This window comes from Nocardioides sp. Bht2 (genome assembly GCF_047308515.1).
In the GTDB taxonomy this organism is placed as follows: domain Bacteria; phylum Actinomycetota; class Actinomycetes; order Propionibacteriales; family Nocardioidaceae; genus Nocardioides.
The window spans coordinates 1,004,838-1,031,784 of record NZ_JBLBWI010000001.1; the positions used below are offsets into that span (position 1 = coordinate 1,004,838).

General features: G+C 67.9%; 24 protein-coding genes. 8 read left to right on the plus strand and 16 right to left on the minus strand.

Features of this window, described 5'->3' with window-relative positions; genetic code table 11:
• The first annotated feature begins 32 nt into the window (after positions 1-32).
• A complete protein-coding gene (locus ACLM5J_RS04905) occupies positions 33-374 on the plus strand; it encodes a metallopeptidase family protein (RefSeq protein ID WP_413654937.1) in 342 nt (113 codons plus the stop codon).
• A gap of 215 nt (positions 375-589) precedes the next feature.
• Here ACLM5J_RS04905 and ACLM5J_RS04910 read toward each other — a convergent pair whose 3' ends face one another.
• Entirely contained in the window at positions 590-2,668 is a 2,079-nt protein-coding gene (locus tag ACLM5J_RS04910) for an OmpA family protein (RefSeq protein WP_413654938.1), read from the minus strand.
• Positions 2,669-2,834: 166 nt separating this feature from the next.
• Positions 2,835-3,236, minus strand: coding sequence for a PGPGW domain-containing protein (locus ACLM5J_RS04915; RefSeq protein ID WP_413654939.1), 402 nt, complete (start codon positions 3,234-3,236; stop codon positions 2,835-2,837).
• A 223-nt stretch (positions 3,237-3,459) separates the two neighbouring features.
• On the opposite strand from ACLM5J_RS04915, the gene ACLM5J_RS04920 reads away from it, so the two are divergent.
• Together ACLM5J_RS04920 and ACLM5J_RS04925 are read left to right on the plus strand one after the other, a co-directional pair.
• Positions 3,460-4,311, plus strand: a complete 852-nt coding sequence (locus tag ACLM5J_RS04920; protein WP_413654940.1) for a nuclease-related domain-containing protein — start codon at positions 3,460-3,462, stop codon at positions 4,309-4,311.
• Between the two features lie 240 nt (positions 4,312-4,551).
• On the plus strand, positions 4,552-5,988 hold the full coding sequence (locus ACLM5J_RS04925; RefSeq protein ID WP_413654941.1) for a hypothetical protein: 1,437 nt from the start codon (positions 4,552-4,554) through the stop codon (positions 5,986-5,988).
• Positions 5,989-6,219: 231 nt separating this feature from the next.
• Here the strand turns inward: ACLM5J_RS04925 and ACLM5J_RS04930 are convergent, their stop codons facing one another.
• Both ACLM5J_RS04930 and ACLM5J_RS04935 read right to left on the minus strand, forming a co-directional pair.
• Positions 6,220-6,693: a nucleotidyltransferase domain-containing protein gene (locus tag ACLM5J_RS04930; RefSeq protein WP_413654942.1), complete on the minus strand. Its 474-nt coding sequence runs from the start codon at positions 6,691-6,693 to the stop codon at positions 6,220-6,222.
• Between the two features lie 184 nt (positions 6,694-6,877).
• The gene (locus ACLM5J_RS04935) at positions 6,878-7,276 is read right to left on the minus strand and encodes a hypothetical protein (protein ID WP_413654943.1); all 399 of its coding nucleotides are present in this window, start codon (positions 7,274-7,276) and stop codon (positions 6,878-6,880) included.
• A gap of 83 nt (positions 7,277-7,359) precedes the next feature.
• Here ACLM5J_RS04935 and ACLM5J_RS04940 point away from each other — a divergent pair, with 83 nt between their 5' ends.
• A complete protein-coding gene (locus ACLM5J_RS04940; RefSeq protein ID WP_413654944.1) occupies positions 7,360-7,653 on the plus strand; it encodes a hypothetical protein in 294 nt (97 codons plus the stop codon).
• A gap of 586 nt (positions 7,654-8,239) precedes the next feature.
• Here ACLM5J_RS04940 and ACLM5J_RS04945 read toward each other — a convergent pair.
• Together ACLM5J_RS04945 and ACLM5J_RS04950 are read right to left on the minus strand one after the other, a co-directional pair.
• Positions 8,240-8,842, minus strand: a complete 603-nt coding sequence (locus tag ACLM5J_RS04945) for a hypothetical protein (RefSeq protein WP_413654945.1) — start codon at positions 8,840-8,842, stop codon at positions 8,240-8,242.
• A gap of 149 nt (positions 8,843-8,991) precedes the next feature.
• On the minus strand, positions 8,992-10,596 hold the full coding sequence (locus ACLM5J_RS04950) for an FAD-dependent oxidoreductase (RefSeq protein ID WP_413654946.1): 1,605 nt from the start codon (positions 10,594-10,596) through the stop codon (positions 8,992-8,994).
• A 73-nt stretch (positions 10,597-10,669) separates the two neighbouring features.
• Between ACLM5J_RS04950 and ACLM5J_RS04955 the strand changes: the two genes are divergently transcribed.
• Positions 10,670-11,236 carry a helix-turn-helix domain-containing protein gene (locus ACLM5J_RS04955; protein ID WP_413654947.1) on the plus strand — a complete coding sequence of 189 codons (567 nt, stop codon included), beginning with the start codon at positions 10,670-10,672 and terminating at the stop codon, positions 11,234-11,236.
• Between the two features lie 24 nt (positions 11,237-11,260).
• Here ACLM5J_RS04955 and ACLM5J_RS04960 read toward each other — a convergent pair whose 3' ends face one another.
• From ACLM5J_RS04960 to ACLM5J_RS04995, 8 genes are all read right to left on the minus strand, one after another.
• A complete protein-coding gene (locus ACLM5J_RS04960; protein WP_413654948.1) occupies positions 11,261-12,613 on the minus strand; it encodes a lipase family protein in 1,353 nt (450 codons plus the stop codon).
• An 84-nt stretch (positions 12,614-12,697) separates the two neighbouring features.
• Positions 12,698-13,933, minus strand: coding sequence for an NHL repeat-containing protein (locus ACLM5J_RS04965; protein ID WP_413654949.1), 1,236 nt, complete (start codon positions 13,931-13,933; stop codon positions 12,698-12,700).
• A gap of 99 nt (positions 13,934-14,032) precedes the next feature.
• Positions 14,033-15,259, minus strand: coding sequence for an ornithine--oxo-acid transaminase (rocD, locus tag ACLM5J_RS04970; protein ID WP_413654950.1), 1,227 nt, complete (start codon positions 15,257-15,259; stop codon positions 14,033-14,035).
• A 42-nt stretch (positions 15,260-15,301) separates the two neighbouring features.
• Positions 15,302-16,015 (minus strand): AIM24 family protein, encoded by a 714-nt coding sequence (locus ACLM5J_RS04975; RefSeq protein WP_413654951.1) that lies wholly within the window; start codon positions 16,013-16,015, stop codon positions 15,302-15,304.
• A 2-nt stretch (positions 16,016-16,017) separates the two neighbouring features.
• Positions 16,018-16,668: an AIM24 family protein gene (locus tag ACLM5J_RS04980; protein WP_413654952.1), complete on the minus strand. Its 651-nt coding sequence runs from the start codon at positions 16,666-16,668 to the stop codon at positions 16,018-16,020.
• A gap of 82 nt (positions 16,669-16,750) precedes the next feature.
• Positions 16,751-17,218, minus strand: coding sequence for an SRPBCC family protein (locus ACLM5J_RS04985; RefSeq protein WP_413654953.1), 468 nt, complete (start codon positions 17,216-17,218; stop codon positions 16,751-16,753).
• A gap of 104 nt (positions 17,219-17,322) precedes the next feature.
• A complete protein-coding gene (gene aztD / locus ACLM5J_RS04990; protein WP_413654954.1) occupies positions 17,323-18,567 on the minus strand; it encodes a zinc metallochaperone AztD in 1,245 nt (414 codons plus the stop codon).
• Between the two features lie 85 nt (positions 18,568-18,652).
• Complete coding sequence (locus tag ACLM5J_RS04995) at positions 18,653-19,249, minus strand: TetR/AcrR family transcriptional regulator (RefSeq protein WP_413654955.1); 597 nt, start codon at positions 19,247-19,249, stop codon at positions 18,653-18,655.
• A 107-nt stretch (positions 19,250-19,356) separates the two neighbouring features.
• Between ACLM5J_RS04995 and ACLM5J_RS05000 the strand changes: the two genes are divergently transcribed.
• Positions 19,357-20,418: an oxygenase MpaB family protein gene (locus tag ACLM5J_RS05000; protein ID WP_413654956.1), complete on the plus strand. Its 1,062-nt coding sequence runs from the start codon at positions 19,357-19,359 to the stop codon at positions 20,416-20,418.
• A gap of 27 nt (positions 20,419-20,445) precedes the next feature.
• Here ACLM5J_RS05000 and ACLM5J_RS05005 read toward each other — a convergent pair whose 3' ends face one another.
• Together ACLM5J_RS05005 and ACLM5J_RS05010 are read right to left on the minus strand one after the other, a co-directional pair.
• Complete coding sequence (locus ACLM5J_RS05005) at positions 20,446-21,450, minus strand: 1-aminocyclopropane-1-carboxylate deaminase/D-cysteine desulfhydrase (RefSeq protein WP_413654957.1); 1,005 nt, start codon at positions 21,448-21,450, stop codon at positions 20,446-20,448.
• A 51-nt stretch (positions 21,451-21,501) separates the two neighbouring features.
• Positions 21,502-22,968 (minus strand): CCA tRNA nucleotidyltransferase, encoded by a 1,467-nt coding sequence (locus ACLM5J_RS05010; protein WP_413654958.1) that lies wholly within the window; start codon positions 22,966-22,968, stop codon positions 21,502-21,504.
• A 46-nt stretch (positions 22,969-23,014) separates the two neighbouring features.
• Here ACLM5J_RS05010 and ACLM5J_RS05015 point away from each other — a divergent pair, with 46 nt between their 5' ends.
• Positions 23,015-25,198: a hypothetical protein gene (locus ACLM5J_RS05015; protein ID WP_413654959.1), complete on the plus strand. Its 2,184-nt coding sequence runs from the start codon at positions 23,015-23,017 to the stop codon at positions 25,196-25,198.
• The gene (murJ, locus tag ACLM5J_RS05020; protein ID WP_413654960.1) at positions 25,195-26,886 is read left to right on the plus strand and encodes a murein biosynthesis integral membrane protein MurJ; all 1,692 of its coding nucleotides are present in this window, start codon (positions 25,195-25,197) and stop codon (positions 26,884-26,886) included. The genes ACLM5J_RS05015 and murJ overlap by 4 nt, the downstream gene beginning before the upstream one ends.
• The last annotated feature ends 61 nt before the right edge of the window (positions 26,887-26,947 follow it).

Consider the following 26,947-nt stretch of genomic DNA (forward strand, 5'->3'; position numbering starts at 1 on the left):
CCAGGTGTTGAACGCCGGCGGAGGATGGCAGCGTGATCGAGATCGAGCCGGAGTGCTTCGAGACGATGGTCGCCGAGGCGCTGGACGGACTGCCCGATGAGTTCGGCTCGCTGATGAGCAACGTCGCCGTCGTCGTGGAGCACGGACCAGGTCGCCCTGGGTTGCTCGGGCTCTACCAAGGGATTCCGCTGACCCGGCGCACCACCCACTACGCGGGGGTGCTGCCCGACCGGATCACCATCTACCGCCAGGCCATCTGTCGGATCTGTGCCACCGAGGGCGACGTCGTCGAGCAGGTCCGGCGGACAGTGATCCACGAGGTCGGCCACTACTTCGGCATCGGAGATGCCAAGCTGCGTGAGCTCGGCTGGTGAGCCGCCCCGGAGGTCGAGCCACGGTCCCGGAGGTCGAGCCTGTCGAGACCACCTCCACGGTCCCGGAGGTCGAGCCACCCCGGAGGTCGAGCCTGTCGAGACCACCTCCACGGTCCCGGAGGTCAAGCCGCCCCGGAGGTCGAGCTTGTCGAGACCGCCGACCAACGCCGTCGTCTGGTGTCATCTGAGGACACCGGACGACGGCGCAGATCGCCTTACGAGAGCCAGTAGATGTCGGCTCGACGGTTGGCCGCGTCGTTCTTGCCGAGGGGGTTCCGCGAAGAGGTGGCGACGGTGGTCGCCTTCGCCTTGACCCGCAGCCCGCGCAGGAACTTCACGACGGCGGCAGCGCGCTTGGCCGAGAGCTTCCGGTTGGCGGGGTTGTCGCCGCCGCCGTACGCCTGGGTGTTGCCGTAGATCACGATGAGTTCGGCCTTGCGGAGCTTGGGTGCCAGCTGGCGCAGGGTCTTCTTCCCGGCCGGGGTGAGCTTGGCGGAGTTGAAGTCGAAGCGCACGGATCCGATCCGCTCGAGTCCGCCCGCGCTCGGCTTCGCTCCGTTGACCTCGGTGACGGCGATCGTGGAGCGGCGGACGACGCGGGAGCCGTCACGGACCACGACCTTGCAGGTGCCTGCTCCGGTGAGAACGGCCTTGCCGCGAACGACGCTGCAGACCTTCGCTGGCGTCGCGGTGACGCGGTAGGCACCCTCGCCCTTGCCGAGCACCGTGACAGCGCGCGGCGCGGGTGCCTTGGCGGGTGCCGTCGGGGCTGCCCAGACACCGAAGGTGACCTCGACCTGCTCCGAGGGGGCAAAGGCGGCGTTTCCGGCAGCGATCGCGGTGAGGGTGCAGGTGCCTCCGGACTTCAGAGCCACGCCGTTCTTCGCCACAGTGCAGACCTTCGGGGTCTGCGACGTCACGGTGACCGGAAGGCCCGCGCTGCTGGTGAACCGCACGTCCGCCGTGCGCTTGGAGAGCGGGTAGCCGTGGGCGCCTGCGGCCGTGACCACCTGGGCCTGAGCCTGCGGCGCGGCGACGATCTCGAAGGAGCGGGTGACCGGCTCGGCAGCGTTGTAGACCGTCTCCAGGGTGTTCACGTCGGCGTTGCCGGCCTGGGCCGCCTCGATCGTGCAAGTGCCGATGGCAAGAGGGGCGACCTCACCACCGGTGACCGAGCAGGTCTCCGGCGTCAGGCTGCGGTAGCTGACGTCGAGGCCCGAGGTTGCGGTGGCGGCCGCGTGCTGCGCGCTGTCGCCCAGTTCGACGTCGTCGAGCGCAGGGAAGGTGATGGTCTGGTCAAGGGCGGCGGGCCACACGTTGAAGCTCTGGTCGGCGCTGGCGGCGTTGTAGGCGAAGCGGCCGTCGCCGACCGGGCCGCCGTCCTGGTGGGCGCGGACGGTGCACTCGCCGAGCGCGTCGGCGGAGACGGTGGAGTTGCTGGCCCGGTTGGTCGCGATGCAGACCTCCGGCGTGAGCGACTCGAACCAGATCGGGCCCTCACTGTCGGCGGTGGCCAGCAGCACCTGGGAGCCCTCGCCGAGGCGCATGTTCAGCGGGTCGGTGAACTGCACGTCCTGGTGCAGGCTGCCCGCGTTGACGTTGAACGTGCGGCTCACCGCGGACGCCGCTGCGTAGGTGACCTCGTCGGGCCCGACGCCGCCGTCCTGGGTGGCCTCGATCGTGCACTCACCGACACCGACGAGCGTGACGTCGACGCCGTCGACCGTGCAGACTTCGGGGGTCAACGACTCGGTGGTCACGGAGAGGCCGGAGGTCGCGGAGACGACAAGCGGGGCGGGAGTTTCTCCGTGCGCCACGTCGGCAGGCTGGGTGAAGTCGATGCTCTGAGCAGTGGGCGGAGCGACCAGCGGCCAGTTGAAGTCGCAGACGAACGGCGTCGCGTGGGTGATCGTCGCCAGCGACTCGCTATCGATGACGGCGGGGTCGTACCAGCGCCACTCGATGACGTCGGCCTCGACCTGGGCGGCGAAGTCGGCGTCGGCCTGCTTGATGGTGCCGCGCAGCCACATGCTCTGGTCGTCGCGGCGGACGCCGTCAACGAAGAGCACCAGCCAGCCGTCGGTGGAGGCGGAGAACTCGGCTGCACGGATCCCCTGGGGCAGACCCACGAGCTCGGTCCAACTGCAGGTGGCCTGAACACCTGCGGAGGCAGGTCCGGCGACGCCGACCAGGCCGGCGATAGCGCCGACGGTCGCGACGGCGAGAGCGAGGAGGGCGGAGAGAGCGCGCCTGGTCAGCGACAAGCCTCTGCGACTGGGAGTGGTGGCAAGCATGGGGTGACGGCGCCTTCGGGATCGAGGTGTGCGGCAGGTGCGCCCCGGCGCAGACCTGCACTCGATCAACTGCCCGGGCGTTCGTGGCAGTGCCTTGATCCCATCGGCCCTGCGGACTCGAATCTGAGGTTTCGAGGTGCGAAGGCCCGGGCCTGTGTAGCCCTCGTCAGATGAGGGCCTGCGCACCCAACCACGCGGTGACGGCGGTCGTGGCCACAGTCGTCGTCACGAAGAAGCCGACGATCATCGCCGTACCGAGAACGCGTCGGCCGGGCGAGCAATTCGGGGGAAGCACGACCTGTCGCAGGTCGGAGAGCATCCGGCCGGCCCGACTCACCACCTGGCGGGCCCACGGGAAGCCGACAGCGAGCAGGGAGAAGCCGCCGGCGATGGCCACCAGACCCGGCCCAGGAAGGACCAGCATGGCCACGCCCGCCAGGATGACCACCGGCGCGGTCACCGCCACGAAGGACTTGATGACGGCGCGGCGCACCGCGGTCTGGCCCGCCCACCCGTCAAGGCGGGCGAACATGGCCTCCATGCGGGGAAGCGCAGTGCTCTCGGACATCAGGACTCCAGCGGTGGACGGTGCGGTGGCATCAGGATGCCTGAAGAGTCTGAGGCCATCCTGAGCCGAGCCTGAGGCGAATCCTGGACGCCGTCGACGTCGACCGCGCTGGAAGGTCTCGACTCCTCTCCTGATCGAATCGTCGTCACCCATGCGTGGTTCCTCGGTGGTCGAGCTTGTCGAGACCCCGCCAGAGGACCGTCATCGCAGTTAACCTCAGCCCATGCCTCAGTCCGGCGAGAAGCGAATGCGCCTTCGCTACGACGGCGTCTGTCGTCTGTGCGGCGCATCGCTCCCGGCAGGAGTTGAAGCGGTCTACGAACGTGCCACCAAAACCGTGCGGTGCTTGGAATGCGCACCTGCGGGAGCTCTCAACGCCCCGGAACCATCGGACTCCACCGCCGAATCGAAAGCCGAGCCGCCAACCTCGGCACCGGACGTCGCAGGCGCTTCCGCCCGGCGCGAGTACGAGCGCCGTAAGGCCAAGCGCGAGAAGCGGATCCGCGCGAAACACCCCAAGCTCGGCGGACTGATCCTTGCCATGAGCGACGACCCGCAGTCCACGAAGGCATGGAACACCGGAGCGATCGGCGAGGAGCAACTCGGACGCCGGCTCGATGAACTGGCCTCGGACACCGTCCGCGTCCTCCACGACCGCCGCATCCCCGGCACTCGCGCCAACATCGACCACATCGCGATCGCCCCGACCGGCATCTACGTCATCGACGCCAAGCGCTACGTCAATCAACGACCGGAATTGCGGATCGAGGGTGGCATCCTCCGCCCGCGGGTGGAGACGCTGATGGTCGGCAGCCGCGACCGCACCAAACTCGTGGACGGCGTCCTTGGCCAGGTCGAGATCGTGCGCGCCCTCGTCGGCGACGACATGCCGGTGACCGGCGTCCTCTGCTTCATCGACGCCGACTGGCCGCTCTTCGGTGGTGCCTTCAGCATTCGCGGTGTAGAAGTGTTCTGGCCGAAGAAGCTATATCCACGCCTCGCTGCTAGCGGCGAATTCCCTTACGGCATTGACGACGCGGTCGTCCGACTTACTGCGGCGCTACCTCAGGCCTGATCAGACCGGACATTAAAGGGCTTCAGCCCGGTTTCCCTGACAATGCCACCGTCTCCCGTCGGACGTCATCGTCGAGGCCACGGTTGACTCCTCCAGTCGATGAGGTCGAACCGGTCGTTCCCAACTGGATCTCTGCATCTGGCCCACCAGTCTTCCGAAGCGGGGCTAGCCTTCGCCGGAAGGTGCCGCACTCGACGGCACCAAACTCCGCGAACAATGAGCGACTGCATAGGGGCAGTGATGAGCGAAGAGTCTTGGCACGAGGCACGTCTAATCCCGACGTCCGGTATTAACGGCGCAGAGGAGCAGGAGCGGCGGGCAACTTCGGCTCTGCTGGCTGTGCTGGGCGCTGTGAAGGAGTTCGGTCGGAGCTTCGTCAAGCCGCTCGGAGCGCCAGCAGGAAACATGGAGTGCTACATCGAGGTGCCCTTCCTGCTTGGTGAGCGGCGGCTTTATCCCGATGGACTCATTCGCGTTTCGCGAGGTAGCAAGTCCTGGACCGCTCTGGTCGAGGTGAAGACTGGCCCGAACCAGCTCGGCGCAGAGCAACTTGAGGCCTATCTGGACATCGCACGCGAGCAAGGATTCGACGCAGTTATCACCATCTCCAACGAGATTCCAGCGGTTGCCGGCCAGCATCCGACGAAGGTCGACAAGCGGAAGCTTCGCAAGGTCGAACTCCACCACGTGTCGTGGTCACAAGTGCTTGCCGACGCGGTCATGCAGAAGGAATTCCGAGGGGTTGCCGACCCGGACCAGGCCTGGATTCTGGGTGAGCTGATCCGGTATCTGGAGCATCGGAAGTCTGGCGCTCTCGAGTTCGACGACATGGGCGAGGCCTGGGTGGGCGTGAGGGACGCGGTAGCCGCTGGCACGCTCCGGCAGTCCGACAAGGGAGTCTCCGAAGTCATCACGCGGTTTGACGCGCTCCTCCGGTTCGCAAGCCTGCAACTCGGTCGCCAACTCGGTGCCGAGGTCGTCCCGGTACTGACCCGCAAAGAACTCACCGACCCCGCGTCACGCGTACAGGCGATGACCACGACGCTGTGCCAAACTGGCACGCTCACCGGTGTCGTGCGCATACCCGATACCGTGGGGAACCTCGTCATCACGGCAGACCTGCGCTCTTCCAAGGTGACCTGCCATGTCGATGTGGACGCGCCCCGTGAAGGGCGTCCGACGACGCGGGTCAACTGGCTGATCCGACAGTTGAAGGCCACCCCAGACTCGGCCCGCGTGGAGTCCTTCGTTGCGCACGGCCGCGGATCGGCGATGGCGGAGCTCCTCGGCACAATCCGAGAGAACCCAGCGTCGCTGGTTGATGACTCCGGCAGGGAGATCCGGACCTTCCGCATCGCGACGACCGCCACGATGGGAACCAAGCGCGGCCGCGGGCGTGGGGCGTTCATCGACTCCGTTCTTACCTCTATCGACGGGTTCTACTCCGATGTGCTCGGGTCGTTGCGAGCATGGTCGGCGGCACCACCGAGGCTGCGTCCGACAGACGCGGCGGCGAAGGGCATCGACCAGGACATCCCGTCAGCGTTGTCCTCGACCGACTACTCGTCCCAGGACGATGAACCGCACCACCCGCAGGCGGTTGATCACTCGCCTACGGCGGAACCGGACCTCGCCAATGCCAGTTCCGACACCGCAGCTGATCGCCTCTTGGAGTGACAGCGTCCGCTGTCACTCAGAACTGCTGATCACGGGATCGGAGGCCTGAAAGAGCCCGTCCAATGACTGCGCCCACGGCGGCAGGTCGGCCGACAAGGTCATTCAGTCAGGTCGCGATTGATCTCGTCATATTGATGGATCAGGAAGTTGCGGTTCGCGACGGCAAGCGCCCACTCGACGCCGTCCGGCGCGAGCACTCCGAGCTTGGATAGCCGGCGGCCTTGCGGTCCATCACAACGCCACCGCCTCCCGGCGGATGTCGTCGTCGAGGCGGGGCTTGAGTCCCCCGTAGTCGATGAGGTCGACCTCTCGACCCAGGACCTCCTCAATAAGCAACTTGAACTCGACGAAGCCAAAGCTCGAAGTGCCCTCGGGCGACTCGACGATCAGATCGATGTCGGAGTCTTCCCGTGCCTGCCCGCGAGCGACCGAGCCGAACACCGCAAGATTCCTGTATCCGCGCTCCTGCGCAAGTGACTTCAGGACCGGCGCAGCAGCCTGCACCAGAACCTCAGGGTGCGCCTCGCGCACAATCCCAGCTGACTTCAACTGCTGACTCACCGCCGGCTGAGTGATGCCGAGCGCCTCGGCGATCTGCCGCTGGGACCTCCCCGTTGCCACCATCGCCCGCAACGCGAGCACGCGCCGCAGCCACGCGACGTCTTCGTCGCGCCGTGCTTCGAGGTACTCGTCAACCAGCGCCATAAGGGCACCTTATCGACAATGCAGGCCTCCCCTCTATGCACCGGCTCAAGCAAGTCCAAGGCAAAAAGCCGCCCCGGCCAGTAGAGACAAGGCCTGCCGCGTTCACTCCATGACGAGTGCGGCGATGCCGCCGCTCGTCGGGCCCTCGGAAGGTTCCCACCAACGAGTGCTGGTAAGGGTTGAGTCACTCAGGTTCGAGGCCGCGCTTGCACCGCTCTAGCCACTTGGGCCATTGCGGCCAACGGTGTGTGTACTCCCGACGGCGCACCGCAAGTAGCCAATCCATAGGGTCAGCACCGTCCCAGGAGATCCCCTCCCGGGTGGCGTTCCTCTCCAGGGCGGCTGTCAACTCAGACGGGTTGCGTTCACCGGTGGGTCTCAGGCGCTCGACGGTCCCGTTCCCGCCGATCATCGGTGACAGACGCTCGCCATCAGTGCGAAAGAAGGTCTGCTCGGATTCGAGGTAGTCACCGATGAGCAGACTGCCGTCGAGTTGCTCCACGTAGGTCGAGAACTCGTAGATCTCATCGGTACTCAGATCGAGCACGAATACGAGGTCCTCGTGCCGCGCCCTGTCTGTCATGAGGACAGTATGCGAGTCATCGGCCGCGAGCAGGGCTTGCGCGGCTGTCGATAAGCAACTCGCCGTGGCCCTAGGATCTGAGTGTGATCGTCGAGGGCGTGGATCCACGAGACATCGACTGGAAATCGGATCGGCCTGCCTACCGCGTGTACTTCTGGAAGCTGCCGCCCGCGCCCCTGGGCGTTGCTCAAGAGCAGGTGATGTGGCACTGCGACGAGTACCGGTTGACTGGCGCGACCGACGTGGATGAGGTTCTTGGTTGGGCCCGCGAGCAAGTCAAGGCTGAGCAGACGTTCGTTGTATATGTGGAGTGCGGTGGCCCTCCTCGCAAGGGGCTTGTGCGACTTTGGGGCGTGGACCCCAACGCCGACGCGTAGAAAGCGGCCAGCCGTTTCAATCCCAGGCGAGCGCTTCTAACCACCCACCGCTAGGTTCGTCGCTTCAGGTAGGCGGCGACCGCTTGGGCGACTTCCGCGGGCCCTCCGGCCGTCCGGGCTTCGCGACGCCGCTATCTCCCAGATCAGTCGGCACTCGCGGCTACGCTCACCTCATGACTTTCGTGGCATCCCAACCCCGCCCTCCGTGGCGGGTGTTGACCACGGAAAGGAGAGCCACGGATGGCTCACTCACCTCACAGGCAGCACAAGGGCTGTCAGCTCTGCAAGCCTCACAAGAACCGTCGTAACGGTCGCGCTGTGCGCGAGCCGTGGGCGGTGCTTCGCAGGATCGGGAAGAAGCGGCGGATCAGTCGGCGCGACCTCGGCGATCAGGACGCGTGATCAGCGGCGCCTGACTCCGCTCGCGTGAAGCAGGACGCCGCCGGCCATTCGCTGGCGGCGTTCTCGCTCCACCTGCACCCCAGGGAGGACGCTCGCGTTCGACAGCCGCGCCTCAGGCGCGGAACCCGGCGCTATGCGGCGAGGCTCCTCCCTGTAGGTCAGCCCGCGGACTGAACCGGACCGGTCACCACGCCACCGTGGTGACCACCTGCGTGATCGAGGGCGTGGGCGGGGTCGAGGAGAAGCCGAACCGCGGCGGGGGCAGCACAGGTCGCAGCTCGCCCAGGTCGACGCCGTCGAACGAGCCCGCAATGCGAGTGACGGAGCGGTGGTCGGTTGCCCCGTACCACTCCCGACGACCCGCGCCCGCGCTGCCACGGGTCCGGACGCCGCGCAGCGCGACGCGCGCGACCGGATCGGTGAGCGTGCACCAGGCCGGGCTCTCCGCAACGCGTCGAGGAACCAGGCGCAGTAGCCGGCCCAGGACCGTCCTGCCACCCACGTGCACCTCAAGAGCGAGTGACGGCGAGGCGACGGACCACCCGCCGTCCGGCGTCTCGTCCACACGCACCTCCTCGATGCGGACGGCGTCGAACGAGTAGGTCGCCGCTACGAACTCCGCGACCTCCGGACTAGGTGCCAGCAGGACGCGGTGCCCCGCTGCCGTCTCGACCATGATGTCCGCGAAGCTCCCCAGCGGAGAGGACCTCCAGCGGCCGACGACGACCCTGATGCCGCTCGCGCTCCCGATGCCGACGATCTCGCCGCGGAACTGGCTGCGGGTCATCCCTGCCCCCTTACGACACAACCGGTCGTGCTCCAGCCTGCCACCCCGCACCGAGCTCGACACGGACAACGCCGTTGTGTGGTGTCACCCCGTGACACCACACAACGGCACTGAAGCACTACCGAATCAGCAACACCTGGAGACCCTGTTCAGCCCTGCCGCACCGCTCGCAGCACCCGGTCGTCGGCGTGATGCGCCGCGCTCGCCGAGCCCGCAGGCCGCGGACGCTTCTCGTTGACGGCGATGGTCCAGCCCGGGGTCGCCTGGAGCACGGCAGCGAAGTCCTCAATGTGCAGGTAGGCCTCCGGGTCGAACGGCCGATGCTGGTGCTTCGGGTCCTGCATGGCCTCCATGTCGTGGCTCAGGATCACGAGCGTTCCGCCGGGGGCCACAGCGTCGAGGACGTTGTGGACCCCGCGCAGATCGGGCGTCCGCGGGATCGACGCGTAGGCCGCGGAGACCAGCTCGAACCCGCCTCGGGCGAACGGCTCCCGCGCGTTCGCGTCGGCCAATGCGCAGGTGACCGGCAGGTTGCGACGCTCCGCCTCGGCCTGGACCCGCGCGAGCGCACGGGAGGAGATGTCACTCGCGGTCACCTTCCAGCCCTGTTCGGCAAGCCAGATCGCGTCGCCGCCCTCCCCCGCACCGACGTCCAGTGCGCGGCCGGGCGCCAAGTCAGCCACCTCCGCCACCAGTGAGCCGTTCGGGTTGCCGCTCCAGATCGGGTCATTGGAGTAGCGGTGGTCCCAGTCGGCCACCGAGCCGGACGGGCGCCCAGCGACTTGGGTGTCCTCGGCGGCAAGGCTCACCGCGACGGCCCCGCCGACTCGGCTGCCGTGCGCAGCTGCCGAGAGCACCTGCTGGCTCGGGTCGGTGACGCTGCCTGCCGCGAAGACACCTTCGACAGCAGTGGCACCCATCAGGTCGACTTCGATCACCTCTCCCAACCCCGTGGGGTGCGGGCTGGGGCGCAGCCCAAGCTCCGCGAACGCCTCGGTCCGCGGGTGGAATCGCGGTCCGACGAGGATCGCGTCGGCGTCGATCAGCGTGCCGTCCGTCAGCTCCACCCCGACCAGCCGACCGTCCGCGCCGGCAACCACCCGCATCGCAGTGGCGGCCTCCCGCACGTCCACACCGGCAGCCGTCAGGGTGGCAAGCTCGGCTGCGTCCACCTCGACTCCGTCGGCGACCAGGAGGGTCAACCGCTCCGTCAGCTGCCGAAGCAGCGGAGCCACATGCAACCCGACGGAGCTGGTGACGAGGTGGACCAGGCGCTGATCGCGCACCTCGTAGCCGTGGCAGAACGGGCAGTGGAACACCTCACGACCCCAGTGCGCAGCCAGCCCGTCGACGGCGGGCAACTCGTCACCCAGGCCCGTTGCGACGACGATGCGGCGTGCCGCGACGCTGTCACCGGTAGCGAGCTCGACCACGAAGCGCTCCCCATCCCGCCGGACGCGCAGCGCCTGCCCGGACAGCACCTCACCGCCGTAGCTCCGCACCTCCGCGCGCCCCGCGACCAGCAGCTCTGCCGGGTTGGTGCCGTCGCGCCCCAGGAAGCTGTGCATGTGCTCGGCCGGCGCGTTGCGGGGATCCCCGGAGTCGACCACGATCACCGACCGGCGCTGACGCCCCAGTTGCAGAGCCGCGGCGAGACCGGCGGCCGAACCGCCGATCACCGCGACGTCGCAGTGCCGGACGATCGCAGTGGGAGTCGAGTCAGCGTGGTGAGAGTGCTCGCGGTGCTCAGTCATGACTCGAGCATAGGAACCTCTGGCGAAATCCGGTAGGCTCCTTGCACTATTCGCAAGACGTGCAAGGAGCGCCATGTCTGCACAGGTCGATCTCGAACACCTCGTCCGCACTCGCTTGCGCAGCCTGCGCACCACGCTCGGGCTGTCTTTGGACGACCTCGCCGCGCGCACCAACCTCAGCCCGTCGACGATCAGTCGCATCGAGACCGGCAAGCGCGCCGTCAGCCTCGACGTGCTGGTCCCGCTGGCCGCCGGCCTCCAGGTCGGCCTGGACGCGTTGCTCGACGCGAGCGACAACCACGACGTGGTGATCCGGCCGACCCCGAGCCAGGTCGAGGGCCGCACGACCTGGGCGCTCAGCCGACCCGACAGCGCGACGGTCGCCCTGAAGACCCGCCTGGAGCCGACCGCCACCAAGCCACAGCAGCGCGTTCACCCCGGGCACGACTGGCTCTTCGTGCTCACCGGCCGTCTCCTGCTCCTGCTGGGCGAGCGCGAGATCATCGTCGAGGCCGGCGAGGCGGCGGAGTTCGCGACGATGACCCCGCACGCGTTCATCGCGGTGGACGGGCCCGCCGAGCTGTTGATGATCTTCGATCGCGACGGCCAACGCGCCCACGTCCACAACGACAAGGAATAGGGCGGACGGCGTTCTCTCAACCCCTCACGGCATCAGCGGCAGCAACCCACAGTTCCCGTAGGCCCGCTCCCCCTGGAGCCGGTCGGTCATCCACGACAGCGCGGTCGGCCAGGCGAGCACCATGCCGCTGACGTGACCCAGCGCCAGCTTGTCGGCGTCGCCGGGCAGCGGCAGGGTGCCGACCGGGAGGTACTTCACGTTCGCGCCCTTGGCGCACCAGTCCTTGACCAGCTGCCGCGCCTGCTTGTGCGGGACGGCGCCGTCCGCCAACGCCGTCGCCACCAGAGTCGCGGCGGTCGGCTTGAGCCGCCCGATCCGCTGCTCGGCCACGAACGCCGCGAGCGCCGGGTCGGCGTCGACGATCTGGCCGAGGCTCTTGCCACTGGTGGTCAGATCGCGGGTCTTGGTCATCGCGTGGTTGAAGATGATGTCGCCGATGCAGGACGTCGCCGTGTCGGCCAACAGCGTCTTGCCCTTCGCGTTCAGATTCGCCGCGACCACCGCGCCGAGCTCCGGAACCGCGTCGATGAACCCGTTCAGCGCGAAGCCCAGCACGCCGACGATCAGGCCGCCGTCCACGCCGTCGATGGTGGCGCGCAGGTCGGCCGGCGGCGCCCCGACATACGAGGCGACCAGGTTGACGTCCGGCGCATAGCTGGGCTGCAGCTCCGCCGCGGCACCCGAGGCGCCGCCACCCTGGCTGTAGCCCCACGCCCCGAACTTCGTATCGGCCGGGATGCTCACCCCGGGCAGCTTCTTCACCGCACGGGCGACGTCGAGCATGGCGTGCGCCGTCGAGACCCGGTTCACGTAGTGGTGCGGGCGATCGGTCGCCCCGAGCCCCACGTAGTCGGTCAGTGCGACCGCGATTCCCCGGTTGAGCAGACCGGACATCTGGACCATGTCGTAGTTGATGGTCAGCGTCTCGACGCCGTCGACCCCGATGCCGACGTTGAACGGCTTCTCCAGCCCCAGCGACGGCGCGCACTGGTCACCGGCGCCGATGGTGCCCGAGCCGAACGCCACCACCGGGCGCGGCCCCGGACCGGACCACGCCTTGGTCGGCTGGATATAGGCGCCGGTCACCGCGACCGGGCGCCCCGCAGAGTCCACCGAGCTGTACATCAGCCGCGTGGCCCTGCCCGGGAAGATCACCGGCAGGTTCACCGACAACGGCATCGCCTCAGAGCGGATCAACTCCCCCGGCTGGCTCGGGATCTGCGCCGGCGGGTCGTAGAACGCTGGAATCTCGATGCCACGAGACTCACTGGCTACCGCCGGCGCAGGCGCACCGCTCACCCCCACAGCAACGAGGGCACTCGCCGCCACGCTCAACGTGGCGAACAGGACGGACGTACGAAGGCTGCGGACTCTCACGATGCGCTCCCGAGGTGACGTGGGTCACTGACGGCCCCACCCTAGTCGCCAAGTAACCAGTGAGTAACCCCGGTTCCGCGAGCGTCAGCAGGCGCGCCTGGTGGGCGAGTACTTCACCACTGCGTTGCTGAAGAACGAGACCAAGTAGAACAAATCGCCGCGCCCCCTGACCAGGCTCCCGGGGAAAACGTCAAGCACCGGAAGATTGCGCAGCCGCTTCCCGTCCCGGGTGTACTCCTGGACGACCGGCCCGGACTCAAGGTCACGACTGACCATCAGCGTGCCCTGGCGGGTCAGCGCCAGGCCATCCGTGTTCGCGTCGGTCGATCGTTGAAGCCGGATCACCGCATTGCGCTTGAACGAGGTGTTGAACCGGGTGATGACCTGGTTGTTGCTGTACGCCGCGTACAGGTTGCCCGCCTCATCGAGCTGCAACTGGGCCACCGTGTCGTCTTCTTCGGGGCTGCTCAGGTAGTGCAGGTCGATGTACGACCGGTAGGTGCCGTTGGGGTTGTAGATCTTCACGTTGTAGTTGTCCTGCACGTAGACCAGGCCGTCGTCGCGCACCTCGACGTCCTGGACGTGGAAGAAGTGCGTCTGCCAGTTCGTCGAGTTGGGGTCGACGACGCCTCCGGACTGCACGCCCGGGGTGCCGAACGACCTCAGGTACGTGCCCTTCGAGGAGAACTTCTGCACCCGGTAGTTGAAGAAGTCGGTGACGTAGACGTTGCCGTGCTTGTCGATCTCGACGTCGCCGGCAGCATTGAAGGACTGGTTGTTCGTGCCGGCCGCAGTGCCGCCGATCGTGTAGAGCAGCTTGCCACTGGCGGAGAACTTCCGCACCCGGTACCGCTCAGCGATGTAGTACGACCCGTCGCGCTGGTCGACCGCCATGCCTGCTGGACTGGTGACGCTCTGCGTCAGGTACGACGGCTTGTAGCGCACGCAGACCTTCTTCGCCCGGACGGCGACCGTTCGCGACACCGCCGTCTTGAACCGACCCTGCTTGGCCACCTTGGTCCGGTAGACGTGACGCCCGGCCTTCACCCGGACGGCCAAGGAGTACCTGCGACTCCCCGAGACGCGTCCGGAGTCGACCTTCTTCCATCGCATGCCGACCTTCTTCTGCAGGCTGATCCGCTTGCCGGCCGAGGCACCTCGGACCTTGCCCTTGAAGGTGATGATGGATCCCGCCACCGGCGTGGCATCCGAGACCTTGATGCTGACCCGCGGCTTGGCCGCCTCGGCGCTGGTCACGGGCGCCAGGGCGAGTGCCCCGGCGACGACGACGGAGATGAGCAGGGCAGAAGACTTCTTCACGTGGGCCCCCGAGCCATGGCAGATGAGTGCGGTTGTGGACTAGACCGCAACCTAACATCGGCGCGCCCGACCAGCAGTGTTTCTACGGATCGGCGGCCCTCAGCTTCGCAGCGACTCCTCCAGGGCCGTCAACGCCAGATCCAACTCACCTTCGGTGACGACCAGCGGAGGTGCCAGCCGCACCGTGTGCCCGTGCGTGTCCTTGGCCAGGACGCCGCGTGCCATCAGCCGCTCGCAGACCTCGCGGGCGGTGCCGACCGCCGGATCGATGTCGACGCCCGCCCACAGACCGACCGAGCGGACCGCCGTCACGCCGTGCCCGATCAGCCGGTTCAGCCGCGCGTCGAGGATCTCGCCGAGGCTCTTGGCGCGCTGCTGCATCTCGCCAGTCTCGAGGAGATCCACCACCGCCGTTCCGACAGCCGCTGCGAGCGGGTTGCCGCCGAACGTCGAGCCGTGCTCTCCAGGGTGCAGGACGCCGAGCACCTCCCGATCGCCCACCACCGCGGAGACCGGAACGATGCCACCGCCGAGCGCCTTTCCCAGCAGATAGAGGTCGGGGACGACGCCGACCAGGTCGCAGGCGAAGGTCGCCCCGGTCCGCCCCAGCCCCGACTGGATCTCGTCGGCGATCAGCAGCACGCCCCGGACGGCCGTGATCGCGCGAAGCTCAGGCAGGTAGGACGGCGGCGGGATGATCACGCCCGCCTCGCCCTGGATCGGCTCGACCAGCACCGCCACCGTGGTCTCGTCGATCGCGGCCTCGACCGCAGCGGCGTCGCCGTAGGGAACCATCCGGAAGCCGGGGGTGAACGGCCCGAACCCCGTCGTCGCGACGGGGTCGTCGCTGAACGAGACGATGGTCGTGGTGCGGCCGTGGAAGTTGCCGTGCGCGACGACGATCGTGGCGGCATCCGCCGGCACACCCTTCACGTCGTAGCCCCACTTGCGGCTGATCTTGATCGCCGACTCCACCGCCTCCGCGCCGGTGTTCATCGGTAGCACCATCTGCTTGCCTGCCAGGCGCGCGACCCCCTCGACGAACGGCCCGAACGGTGCCGACCCGAACGCGCGGCTGGTCAACGTCAGCTGGTCGAGCTGCGCGTGGGCCGCCGCCGTCAGCGCAGGATGTCGATGCCCGAAGTTCACCGCGCTGTAGGCCGCCAGGAAGTCGAGATACCGGCGCCCGTCGACGTCGGTGACCCAGACGCCCTCGGCGCTCTCGATCACCACCGGCAACGGGTGGTAGTTGTGTGCGGCCCAGCGCTCAGCCTGGGCGATCCGCTCGCTGGTGGACGAGCCACGAACCGTGTCATCAGCCTCCATGAATCGACGGTACGTGCTCGAAGTGGCCGCGCCAAGGACCAATCAGCTGAACAGGTCGAGCGCGTTCCCGATGATCCCGCCGCCGGACTTCTCCTCCGGGGGCGGAGCCCACTCGTGCGCCTGGACCAGGACGAAGCCTGGGCCGTGGAAGACGTACTGGATCGCCTCGCCGGAGCCGCCGCGGAGCGCGGACGACATGTTCATGCTGTTGTTGATCGACGGCGAGAGGTGGGACGACCAGAGCACGGTGGCGTTCGGGTCGACCGCGACCGGCGCCGCCGAGCAGTCGAAGAGGACCGGCTTGCCGACCACACTGACGGCGACCGTCCCGACGCCGGTGACCGTGGTGTTGAAGAGTCCGTTGCCGGCCATAATCCCGGCGCCCTTGATCCGCTTGATGTCCCAGGCCAAGGTGGCGTCGAAGGCGAGCAGGTTCCGCACGTTGAGGCTGACGCCTTCGTTCTCCAACTCGACCGTGTAGACGTAGCCGGCGTCCTGGCCGAACCAGACCTCGCCCTGCCCACTGACCCGCATCAACGAGACGTCCTCGCTGGTGACGATCTTCTTGGCCAGCTTCGCCATTCCCCCGGACTTCTCGTGGTGGAAGGCGATCTGCCCGCGATAGCTGGTCATCGCGCCCTTGGTGGCCAGCACGTCGGGACCGAGCCCGACCCGGATCGCCTGGTCGTTCTGCTTCGCCCAGCGTTCCTGACTGAGCACCGGTTGCGACTCGGCCTGGAAGAGGTTGCTGCGCATGGTCAGGCCCCCTCGAACGCCTGGACGACGACGAATCCCTGACCGTGGAAGACGAACTGGATCGCCTCACCCGAACCGCCGCGCAGCGCCGACGACATGTTCATGCTGTTGGTGACCGTCGGCACCAGGTGCGAGGACCACAGCACCAGCGAGTTCGGGTCCACGGCGACCGGCGCCTGCGAGCAGTCGAAGACCGTGGGCTTGCCGACCGACGTCACCGCCACCGTGCCCTGACCACCGACGGTGGTGTTGAAGAAACCGCCGGCCAACATGCCGGCACCCTTGATCTTGTTGATGTCCCAGGTCAGCGTGGCGTCGAACGCCAACAGGTTCGCGACATTGAGGCTGATCCCCTCGTTCTCGAGCTCGAGGGTGTAGACGTAGCCGGCGTTCTGGGCGAACCAGACCTCGCCCTGTCCGCTGACCCGCATCAACGAGACGTCCTCGCTGGTGACGATCTTCTTGGCCAGCTTCGCCATGCTGCCGGACTTCTCGTGGTGGAAGGCGATGTTGCCCTGATAGGCCACCATCGCGCCCTTCGTGGCCAGCACGTCGGGACCGAGCCCGACCCGGATCATCTGGTTGTTCTGCATCGCCCATCGCTCAGGGCTGGAGACCCGGACATGCTCGGCGTCAAAGAGTTCGCTCCTCATGGAGCCAAGCATGCCCAGCGGCTCCCCGCCTCACACCCGAACCGGACCAGAAATCCGGACGACGTGAGGCGGGGTCGGCGACTCAGGCTTCGGCTTCGACCTTGATCTGCGCCAAGGTCTGCTCCATGCCGCGCTGCAGTTCGTCGGTGAAGGCGGGAACCCCACCGAAGACGGCCTTGGTGAGCTTCACCGACAGGTCGGAGATGCCCTTCGGGGCGTCGCGGCGCTCGGTCAGTTGGGTCCCGCCGTCGGCGGTCTCCTCGAGGTTGAACGACCAGACGGTCCAGTTCTCCTTCACCTTGAAGGCGAAGGTGCGCTCGTGGTCGACCGTCTCGATCCGCGCCTGGGTGGGCCACACCAGCAGGCCGCGCCGGTTGATGTTGAACATCGTGGCGCCCTCGGTGACGGCACCGCCACGGACGAAGGTCTTGGCGGTCTGCGGGCTCCACCGCGCGTAGTTGCGCGGGTCGCTCACCAGGCTCCACACCTTGGCAGGCGGAGCAGCGATGGTGACGGTTGCTTCGATCGGTGCGACGTCGGTCAGTGGCACGGTGAACCTCCAGGATTCGTGAGTTACTGAACGCTATCCAGTAGGAGGAGCCACGTCAGTGTGATCTACAACACTGACCCTGCCGCCACGGTCACGACCCGCAGTCAGCCCGTGACGCCGAGCAGCTCGTTCGGCACCTGCGGGAGGTCCCAGCTCGCCACCACCCGGCCACCGACGACGTCGACGGCGTGCACCTGCTTGCTCTTCGGCTCACTCACCCAGGCGATCTCTCCGACCACCCTCAGCGTCGGGCGCGGCTGCTGCCAGTCGCTGGGCTCGCGCCACGGCGCGGTCACCTTCACCGTGCGGTCGATCTTTCCGGTGGCCGGGTCGATCACCCGCAGCCCACCATCGGTGCCGAGCACCAGCGCCTCACCGCCCGCGCCCCGTCCGAGCGAGCGGAACGAGTAGCTGGCGCCGAGGTCCACCAGGCGCAGCTTCTCGGTCTCGGTGTCGATCAGAGTGACCCGGGTCGGTCGCTCCAACTCGGCGTCGGGGTCGACCTTGTAGTCGCCGAGCAGGACCGGCGAGTCGTCACTTCCGGCCAGGTTGCCGATCCGCGCATAGTCGCCGGGGGCGTCGACCTTGGTGAACTCGTCACCCTTCAGCAGCAGGACGCCGTCCTCGCAACCGAACGCCACCGTCTCACCGGCGACCGCCTCACCGTGCACGCCGGGGCAGTCGTCGTAGCGCGCGATCTCCTCGCCGTCGACAGCGCGAACGGTGACCGACGATCGCTCATCGGTGGTGCCGTCGGTCGCCACCAGAGCACCGTCCGCGCGGATCAGCGCGACGCCGTGGTGAGCGTGCTCGGTGGCGAACTCGGTGGTCTCGACCTCGCCGTCGGCGAGGTGGTGCGGGTCGAAGGCAGTGATCTCACCGGTGCCATCGGCGAACAGCACGGTCCGGTCGGCGTGGACGACGGCATGGCCGGCCAACTCCGCAGGAAAGACGGTTCCGGTCATCCGCGGCTCGGCGGTATAGGAGTGGCCGTGGTCGCCATGAGCCTGGGTCCAGGCACCGAGGTCGAGCACCTCGAACCCCTTGCCCGTGGTGACCAGGGCGTGCCTGCCGTCGCCGGCCTGGTTGAGGCGCAGGAAGCCGTCGAGCTCGATCTCGCCGACCACCTCGCCGTCCCCGGCGCGCAGCACGGTGATGCCGCCGTCATGAGTGATCGCGAGCCGCGACTCCGGCCGAACAGCCTCCTCGGCGTCACTGGCCCCCTCCCCCTGGTGCTTCTCCTCTGCATGCGGCGCCTCGGCGGCGCCCTTCGACTCGGCTTCGGTCTCGCCACAAGCGGCCAGAGCCAACCCGAGCGCGACCACCATCGGCATCATTCGTCGTTTCATGAGAACGATTCTCATTGCAAATGAGAATCGTTGTCAACTGGATGGCGGCGCGAAACCCCCCGATGAGACAGGTGGGCGCCAAGATTCAGCGGACCATGCGGACGATCTGTCGCACGGACGCGACCAAACGGTCGGCGTCGAAGCGCTCGGGATCATCGATGAGCAGCCGGGCGAAGTGCTCGAGGATCGCCACCACGGCATGCGACAACACCTCGGTGTCGACCTCAGGCCAGGGCAGGAGCTCACCGATCAGCTCGGCGATCCGCTGCCGGACCATCTCCCGGTCGGCAGCGATCCGGTCGCGAACCTCGGCAGGAGTCGCGTCGTTGGCGAACAGCACCGGTCGCCACGTCTCCGGATCAGCCACCACCGCGGCCACCATCGCGCGCACCGACTCTTCCACGACGTCCTCAGGACCACGCTCATCGAAGGCTTCGGGAAGCGCCGCGATGAGCAGGCCGATCAACCGTGCCTGCTGCCTGTCCAGCAAGGCGATCAAGAGATCCGACAATGTGTCGTACGCGCCATAGACGACCGGCCGGGTCACTCCGGCCTCCTGCGCAACGGCCTCGATCGACACGGCGCCATACCCGTCCCTGGTGATCACCGCCAGCGCTGCGTCGAGCAACTGCTCGCGGCGCTCTGCCAGCGGCAGTCTCGCTGCATAAGGACGTCGAGCCATGCCCGGAGCCTAGTGGCGCGAGCACCGGATCAAACAAAGCCTTCCCAAAAGCTACAGTGGTGTATTAAATGGCTGAGGACATGCCACCACACCTTCTGGAGTCAGTTATGGCACGCAGCGCACGGAGACAGGTCACCCCGGCTGAGGACTACGGACTCTTCGGACCGGACTCGGTCACCTGGCGTGTGTGGAGCTACCCGACGTCGTTGACGATCGGGTTCCAGCGCGCCGTCGTGATCGAAGAGCTCGACCCCCACCTGGTCGCCGCCGTCGAACATTCCGGAGGCATCTACACCCGACCGCGCAACCGCTACGACCGGACGCTGCGCTACTTCGCGATGGTTGCCTTCGCCGACAGTCGCAGCATCGCGCACGCGGCCGACGTCCTGGTCAAGGTTCACACCAAGGCGATCGGCACCGATCCGGTCACCGGCACTCGCTACGACGCCAACGACCCCGACTCCCAGTTGTGGATCCAGCTCACCGGCTGGCACTCGATCCTGAAGGCGTACGAGATGTACGGCCCCGGCAAGCTCAGCCCCGAGGACGAAGCCCGCTACTGGGCCGAGTGCCGGGTGGCCGCCGAACTCCAGACCTGCGACCCTGCAGACATCCCCGCCGACCGAGCCGAGCTCCGGGCGTACTACGAGCGGATGCGTCCCGAGCTGATCGGCTCGCACCTCGCCCACAAGGCGATGAACCACCTGCTCGACGCCTCGATCATGCTGCCGCCCACGCCGAAGGCGCTGCGTCCGGCGAGTTGGCTGGTCGCCCGAACCCTACGGGCCGGAACCATCGCCACCATGCCGCGTTGGATGCGCGAACTCGGCGGCGTCAAGCAGAGCCGGGTCACCGACGCTCTGGTCCGTCCGGTGCTGAAGACGGCGTTCTGGCTCGCCCAACTGACCCCAGCCATCGAGATCGCCCTGTTGAAGCTGCTCTCCCCCGCCACCGTGCCGGTCGTCGAGCCGGTGCTGCGCAAGGTGCCACCGCTCAGCCCCGAGACCCTCACCCCCGAAGAGGCCCGGCAGCGGTACGGCCTGGAGCGCCCGCGCGACGCCCACCAGGAGCTCCGTCGGCGGCAGGAGGAACGGGTCTTCGGCCGGTCCGAACGCCCCAGCGACGAGGGTCTGATCGAGTCGCAGGCGTCCCTGGGTTCGCTGGGCTAGCTCTAGCCCAACGCCGGAGACCGCCCGCTACCGCGGGCCGTGGGTGTGCAGCCAGAGCACCGGGCCGGGCAACGCTCCGCCCAGCTCCGCGACGGCGGCCAGCGCCTTTCCGGTGTAGACGGGTTCCAACTCCAGGCCCACCGTCGCCGCGGCTCGCACGGCAGCCATCGACGCCGGGGTCGGGTCCCCGTAGGTGCTGCCGAGCCAGTCGTCGCGGGTGGTCAGATCGGACGCCGTCACCGAGGGGACGTCGCGGGCACCGCGGGAGCGCAGCAGCTCACCGGTGCGGTTCGCCAACCGGGCCATCACCTCGGCGTGCAACGGGAACGAGTCGTTGACGACGACACCCAGCACCCGCGTCGCCAGCCCGGCGATCTTGAAGCCCAGGGTCAGCCCTGCGGCGGTCCCGCCGGAACCGATCGGGACCACCACCGAGGCAGGTTCCGGAAGCTCACCCGCCGCCACCTGGTCCGCGATCTCCAACGCCGTCTCGACATAGCCGAGCGTGCCGACCGCGTTCGATCCCCCGGCCGGCAGGTACCAGGGCGGCGTGAAGCGCAGACCCCGGCGGTCGGCGGCCCGGGCCAGCAACCAGGGCGCGGCCAGGCGCAACCGCCACGACGCGCTGAACCGGTGGATCACCGCAGGACTGGCGACCAACCGTGCCCACTGTTCGCGGACATGGTCGTCGACCGGCTGATCGACCAGGCCGAGCACCGTCCGCAACCCCACCTCGTCGCCGTAGCGCGCACAGGCCAACCCCCAGTGCGTACCGATCCCGCCGACGGTGAAGAGGGTGCGCACCCCGCGGCGCTGCGCCTCAGGCAGGATCCACTCCAGTTTGCGGACCTTGTTTCCGCCCCAGGCGCCGTCACCGAACTCGTCGTCGCGTTTGATCCATAGACCCTCGGCGATCCCCGGCAGGTCCACCTGCTCGACCCGGGTCGGCGTCGCTCCGAGACGGCGATACCCGAGATCCAACTCGGGCCAGCGTCGATGGAGCGCGGATGGGGCGGTGGAAGAGCTGGACACGGGGCACCTCGGCGTTCTCGACGACGATCCTGCCGGGAACGCTACCGCTGCTCAGGCGTCCGGCTGCTGCTCCTGCCACCATGCCAGCAACGCGGCCGTGGCGTCCTCGACACTCTGCGGACCGTGGTCCATCCGCAGCTCCAGCAGGAACTTGTAGGCCTTGCCCACGACCGGGCCCGGTTCGATACCCAGGATCTGCATGATCTGGGCACCGTCCAGGTCGGGCCGGATCGAGTCCAGCTCCTCCTGCTCGGAGAGCCGGGCGATCCGCTCCTCCAGGTTGTCGTAGGTCCGACGGAGCCGCTCGGCCTTCCGCTTGTTCCGGGTGGTGCAGTCGGCCCGGGTCAGGATGTGCAGACGCTCCACCTGGTCGCCGGCATCGCGCACATAGCGACGCACCGCGGCGTCGGTCCAGTCTCCGGAGTCGTAGCCGTGGAACCGCAGGTGCAGCTCCACCAACTTCGTGACGGCGTCCACCTGGTCGTTGGAGAACCGCAGCGCCCGCATCCGCTTGCGGGTGATCTTCGCGCCCACGACGTCGTGGTGGTGGAAGGTCACCGTGCCGTCGTCGAGGAACTTGCGGGTGCGGGGCTTGCCGACGTCGTGCATCAGCGCCGCGAACCGGCTGATGAAGTCCGGCTCGGCGTCGGGGCCGCCACGCGCCTTCTCCAGGTCGATCGCCTGCTCCAGCACGGTCAGCGTGTGCTCGTAGACGTCCTTGTGCCGGTGGTGCTCGTCACGTTCCAACGCCAACGCCGGCAGTTCCGGCAGTACGTGGTCGGCGAGACCGGTCTCCACCAGCAGCTTCAGCCCACGCCGCGGGTAGGGCGCGCAGATCAGCTTCACCAGCTCGTCGCGGACCCGTTCGGCGGAGATGATCTCGATCCGTGCCGCCATCTCGGTCATCGCGGTGACCACCTCGGGCGCGGGGGTGAACCCCAGTTGCGCAGCGAAGCGAGCCGCCCGCATCATCCGCAGCGGGTCGTCGGAGAACGATTGCTCCGGCGTACCCGGGGTCCGCAACACGCCGGCAGCCAGATCGACCAGACCACCGAACGGGTCCTCGAACCCACGGTCCGGGATGGTCAGCGCCATCGCGTTGACGGTGAAGTCGCGGCGGCCGAGGTCGCCCTCCAGGGTGTCGCCGAAGTTTACCTCCGGCTTACGCGACGTCGGGTCGTAGGCCTCGGAGCGGAACGTGGTGACCTCGACCTGCCAGCCGCCGATCCGAGCGCCGATGGTGCCGAAGTCGCGACCCATGTCCCAGATCGCGTCGCTCAGGCCGCGGAGCAACTTCTCGGTCACCTCGGGTCGCGCCGAGGTGGTGAAGTCGAGGTCGTTGTGCAGCCGGCCCAGCATCGCGTCGCGCACCGGACCGCCGACCAGCGCGATCGTGTGCCCTGCCTCACTGAAGCGACGTCCGAGTTCGTCGATCACGGGGGCCAACCGATCGAGCTCGCGCGCGACCCTCTCCTGTACGTCGGAGATCAGCAGGGGCGTGGGTTCAGCGTCGGACACGGGAGACAAGCCTACGCGGCGAGGTGGGGCGGATAGAGTCGACGCCGTGATTCCCCCGGCGGCCCGCTTCCTCGCGCCTCTGGTGTCTCTGGCCTTCCTCCTTCCGGTCGCCACGATGACACCTGCGCACGCCGAGCCTGGCGACCCCGGACGACGGGAGCACCAACAGCAGACCACCGAGGCGCGCAAACAGGCTGCCCCCAAGGCCTCCCGCTCCGCTCGACGGGCACCGACCAAGGATTCGTTCGAGGTCACCATCGAGAACGTCTCGCCCGCAGTGATCCCGAAGAAGGGGTCGATCACGATGCGCGGCACGGTCACCAACCTCACTGAGAACACGCTGACCGGCCTCAACGTGCACCCGCTCTCGTCCTACGCCCCCTTCCGCAGCAGTGCAGAGCTCACCACCGCCGCGGACGCCGAAGCAGAGGTCTCGTTCGGCCAGCGCCTGCAGAGCCCGGAGGTGCTGGACAACTCGATCACCCAGTTGCCGGCCGGTGGCACCGCACGTTGGCGGGTCCGTGTTCCCGTCAAGAAGCTTGAGATCACCGGCGCCGAAGGGGTCTACCAGCTCGGCGTCCAGGTCCTCTCCGACAGCGCGGACGGCGGCCGCGACGGTCTCGCCGACGGTCGGGCGCGGACCTTCGTGCCGCTGGTCAGCGGCGACCACGACCCGGTCACCACCAGCGTCGTCGTACCGGTCCGCCGGGCCGTCAACCAGACCGCTGAGGGCCGGATCGCCGACGTCGACGAGTGGGCCAGCGATCTGGCGCCCGGTGGGCGACTGGCGAACCTGGCCGAACTGATCGGTGGCCGATCCGCCGCCGACTCCTCCGTGCTGGTGGACCCGAGCGTGATCGCCGCGGTCCAGCAGTTGGCCGACGGCAACCCGGAACGCAACCTCGGCACCACCGTCGAGGTCGACGAGGACGACGACACCGCGCCCACTGAAGAGCCGGAGGAGTCGAAGCAGCTCGAGGGGATCGACGCCCGAGCCGCGGAGCTCGCCGACGACTGGCTGCGCGCGGTGACAGCGCGACTCAAATCCAGCGACGTCCTGGCTCTGCCCTACGGGGACCTCGACGTCGCCGCGGCGAGCCAGCACAGCCCGTCGACCATCACCGACGCGCAGACCGCCTCGCACGCCACGCTGCTCGGCCTCGGTATCGTCAGCAGCCCGGTGATCGCGCCGCCCAACGGGCTGGCGCCCTTGACCGTGATGAAGAACGCCGGAGACGCCCTCGTCCTGCTCTCCAACCACTCACTGCCGGAGAAGTTCGCCACCGAGGCCGCCGACACCTCCGCCGTCGAGGTGGGCGGCGGCAGGGCACTGATCTACACCGACACCTACCGCGGCGCCGACCCGTTCGACCGGACCAGCTCCTTGGCTATGCGGCAACGCATCCTGGCCGAGGCCGCGGTCCGGGCGATCACCGACGACGCTTCGCCACTGCTGGTGAACCTGCCCCACGGAATCGATCCAGGTAGCTCGGCCGACACCTTCTTCGACTCACTCGACCAGCCGTTCGTCGACCTCGGCCAGGTCGGCGAGGCCCGGTCCGCGATCACCGACTTCACCGAGACCGACACCCTCGTCTACCCGCAGCGCCAGGTGGACGCCGAACTCACCGGCCCGCACTTCACCGCGGCCGACCAGCTCGCCACCGCCGGCGTCACCCTGGACGAACTGCTGCCATTCAACGACACCCTGGCCGCCCAGGTCGGCACCGAAGCCCTCGCCAGCCTCTCGGTGCACAACCGCGAGGACCGGCTCACCGCGCTGACCCGGACCGCTGCCGCGACCGACTGGCTGCGCCGGCATCTGGCCAAGGTCGAGCTCAGCACCCCGTCGTTCGTGATCCTCTCGGCAGAGAGTGGGCCGTTCACGATGACAGTCACCAACGGCCTGGAACACCCGGTCGCCTTCTCGGTCCGTGCCGAGACCGACCAGGACCTGCAGATCAAGGCCCCCGCCACGATCGAGCTCGAAGCCAACACCTCGCGCACCCTCACCCTGACCGCCAAGGCCGGCACGATCGGCGTCCACCAGGTCGACCTGGTGGCGGTCACCCCCGACGGCTCGCCGATCGGCGCCGTCGAGGAGCTCCGGATCCGCTCCAACTCGGTGGGCAAGGTGATCTGGGTGGTGCTCGGTGTCGGCGTCGGCATCCTCTTCATCGCGATCGCCATCCGCCTCGGTAAGCGGATCCGGAATCGAGACGCCTCGTGACCAAGCATCGCGACCAGAGGTCGTCCTCGGTGCTTGGCAGCAGCGCGGTGATGGCTGCCGGAACCATGGTCTCCCGGCTCAGCGGCTACCTGCGCACGATCCTGTTGGCAGCGGCGCTCGGCAACATGCTGCACGCCGACGTGTTCAACATCGCGAACACGATCCCCAACATGGTCTACATCCTGCTGGCAGGCGGCATCTTCAACGCCGTGCTGGTGCCGCAACTGGTCCGGTCGATGAAGAACGATCCGGACGGCGGCGAGGCCTACACCAACCGGATCATCACGCTCGCTGCGCTCTTCCTCGGCACGGTCACCGTGCTCCTGGTGATCTTCGCGCCGGTGGCGATGGGCCTCTTCCTGGACAGCTCCTTCGACGATCCCGCGCTCGCCGCACAGCGCGACAGCATCGTCGACTTCGCCCGGTTCTGCCTGCCGCAGGTCTTCTTCTACGGCATGTTCGTGCTGGTCGGCCAGATCCTCAACTCCCGTGGACGATTCGGCCCGATGATGTGGGCGCCGATCGCGAACAACGTGATCTCGGTGGCGATCCTCGGGATCTACCTGCTCGTCTTCGGCGCGGCCCGCGGCGCCGAACAGTGCGGTCCGTTCAGCACCTCGCAGGAGATGCTGCTGGGTATCGGTTCGACGCTGGGCATCGTGGCCCAGTTCGCGATCCTGCTGCCCTACCTGCGCGCCGCCGGCTTCCGCTATCGACCGCGGTTCGACTTCCGCGGCACCGGACTCGGCCACACTCTGCGCCTCGGCGTCTGGACCGTCCTCTTCGTCGTGGTCAACCAGATCGCCTACACCGTGGTGGTCCGACTCGCCTCCAGCGGTACGGCGAGCACCGTCGGCGAATGTGGGCAGAGCGTCACCTCCGCCGGCACCGGGTACACCGTCTACTCCAACACCTACCTGATGGCGATGGTGCCGCACGCGATCATCACCGTCTCGTTGGCGACCGCAGTGCTGCCGGCCCTCTCCCGACGCGCCGCCGACGTCGACCTCCGCGGCCTGGCTGCCACCCTCTCCTCGACGCTGCGCACCGCTCTGGCCCTGATCATCCCGTTCGCCGCGCTGCTGCCCTTCCTGGCCGACCCGATCGCCCGGATCGTCTGGGGCTACGGTGCCGCCGCCGACAGCTACCAGAACTTCGCACCGTCGTTGGCGCTCTTCGCCCCGGCGCTCTTCTTCTTCACGATCCACTACTTCATGCTCCGCGGCTTCTACGCCCTGGAACGGACCCGCACGGTCTTCTTCATCCAGTGCGCCGTCTCGGCCAGCAACATCGCACTGGCGGTGGTACTGGTCGGCCGCACCGACGCCTCGTTCACCTCGCCGGCCCTGGTGATCGCGTTCGGTGGTGCCTATGCGGTCGGCGCCACCCTCTCCTTCTTCCAGTTGCGCCACGCGCTCGGTGGCCTGGAACTCAAGGCGCTGGTCTCCTTCCTGGCCCGCACCGCGCTCGCCGCGCTGATCGCCAGCACCGCAGCCTGGCTGACCCTGGAGCTGCTCACCGAGCCGCTGACCGGTGCCGGTTGGTTCGGCGTCGCGTTCCTGCTCGGCGTCACCGGTCTGGTCGACGTCGTCGTCTTCGCCATCGCAGCCAGCGCTTTCCAGGTTCGCGAGGTCTCCGAACTGATCGAGATGATCAGCCGTCGGCTGCCGCTCCCCCGCCGACGCTAGGAATCGCTCTACGATGACCAACAACGGCTAGACGAGCGAAGGGGGAGACCTGCCCATCTCG

Bases quoted from the DNA above. Each gene is read 5' to 3' on its own strand.
- ACLM5J_RS04945 (WP_413654945.1), bottom strand. From the start codon at position 8,842: ATGACCCGCAGCCAGTTCCGCGGCGAGATCGTCGGCATCGGGAGCGCG.
- ACLM5J_RS04935 (WP_413654943.1), bottom strand. From the start codon at position 7,276: ATGACAGACAGGGCGCGGCACGAGGACCTCGTATTCGTGCTCGATCTG.
- aztD (WP_413654954.1), bottom strand. From the start codon at position 18,567: ATGAAACGACGAATGATGCCGATGGTGGTCGCGCTCGGGTTGGCTCTG.
- ACLM5J_RS04915 (WP_413654939.1), bottom strand. From the start codon at position 3,236: ATGTCCGAGAGCACTGCGCTTCCCCGCATGGAGGCCATGTTCGCCCGC.
- ACLM5J_RS04920 (WP_413654940.1), top strand. From the start codon at position 3,460: ATGCCTCAGTCCGGCGAGAAGCGAATGCGCCTTCGCTACGACGGCGTC.
- ACLM5J_RS05000 (WP_413654956.1), top strand. From the start codon at position 19,357: ATGGCACGCAGCGCACGGAGACAGGTCACCCCGGCTGAGGACTACGGA.
- ACLM5J_RS04955 (WP_413654947.1), top strand. From the start codon at position 10,670: ATGTCTGCACAGGTCGATCTCGAACACCTCGTCCGCACTCGCTTGCGC.
- ACLM5J_RS04980 (WP_413654952.1), bottom strand. From the start codon at position 16,668: ATGAGGAGCGAACTCTTTGACGCCGAGCATGTCCGGGTCTCCAGCCCT.
- ACLM5J_RS04925 (WP_413654941.1), top strand. From the start codon at position 4,552: ATGAGCGAAGAGTCTTGGCACGAGGCACGTCTAATCCCGACGTCCGGT.
- ACLM5J_RS04930 (WP_413654942.1), bottom strand. From the start codon at position 6,693: ATGGCGCTGGTTGACGAGTACCTCGAAGCACGGCGCGACGAAGACGTC.
- ACLM5J_RS04910 (WP_413654938.1), bottom strand. From the start codon at position 2,668: ATGCTTGCCACCACTCCCAGTCGCAGAGGCTTGTCGCTGACCAGGCGC.
- ACLM5J_RS04950 (WP_413654946.1), bottom strand. From the start codon at position 10,596: ATGACTGAGCACCGCGAGCACTCTCACCACGCTGACTCGACTCCCACT.
- rocD (WP_413654950.1), bottom strand. From the start codon at position 15,259: ATGGAGGCTGATGACACGGTTCGTGGCTCGTCCACCAGCGAGCGGATC.
- ACLM5J_RS04975 (WP_413654951.1), bottom strand. From the start codon at position 16,015: ATGCGCAGCAACCTCTTCCAGGCCGAGTCGCAACCGGTGCTCAGTCAG.
- ACLM5J_RS04995 (WP_413654955.1), bottom strand. From the start codon at position 19,249: ATGGCTCGACGTCCTTATGCAGCGAGACTGCCGCTGGCAGAGCGCCGC.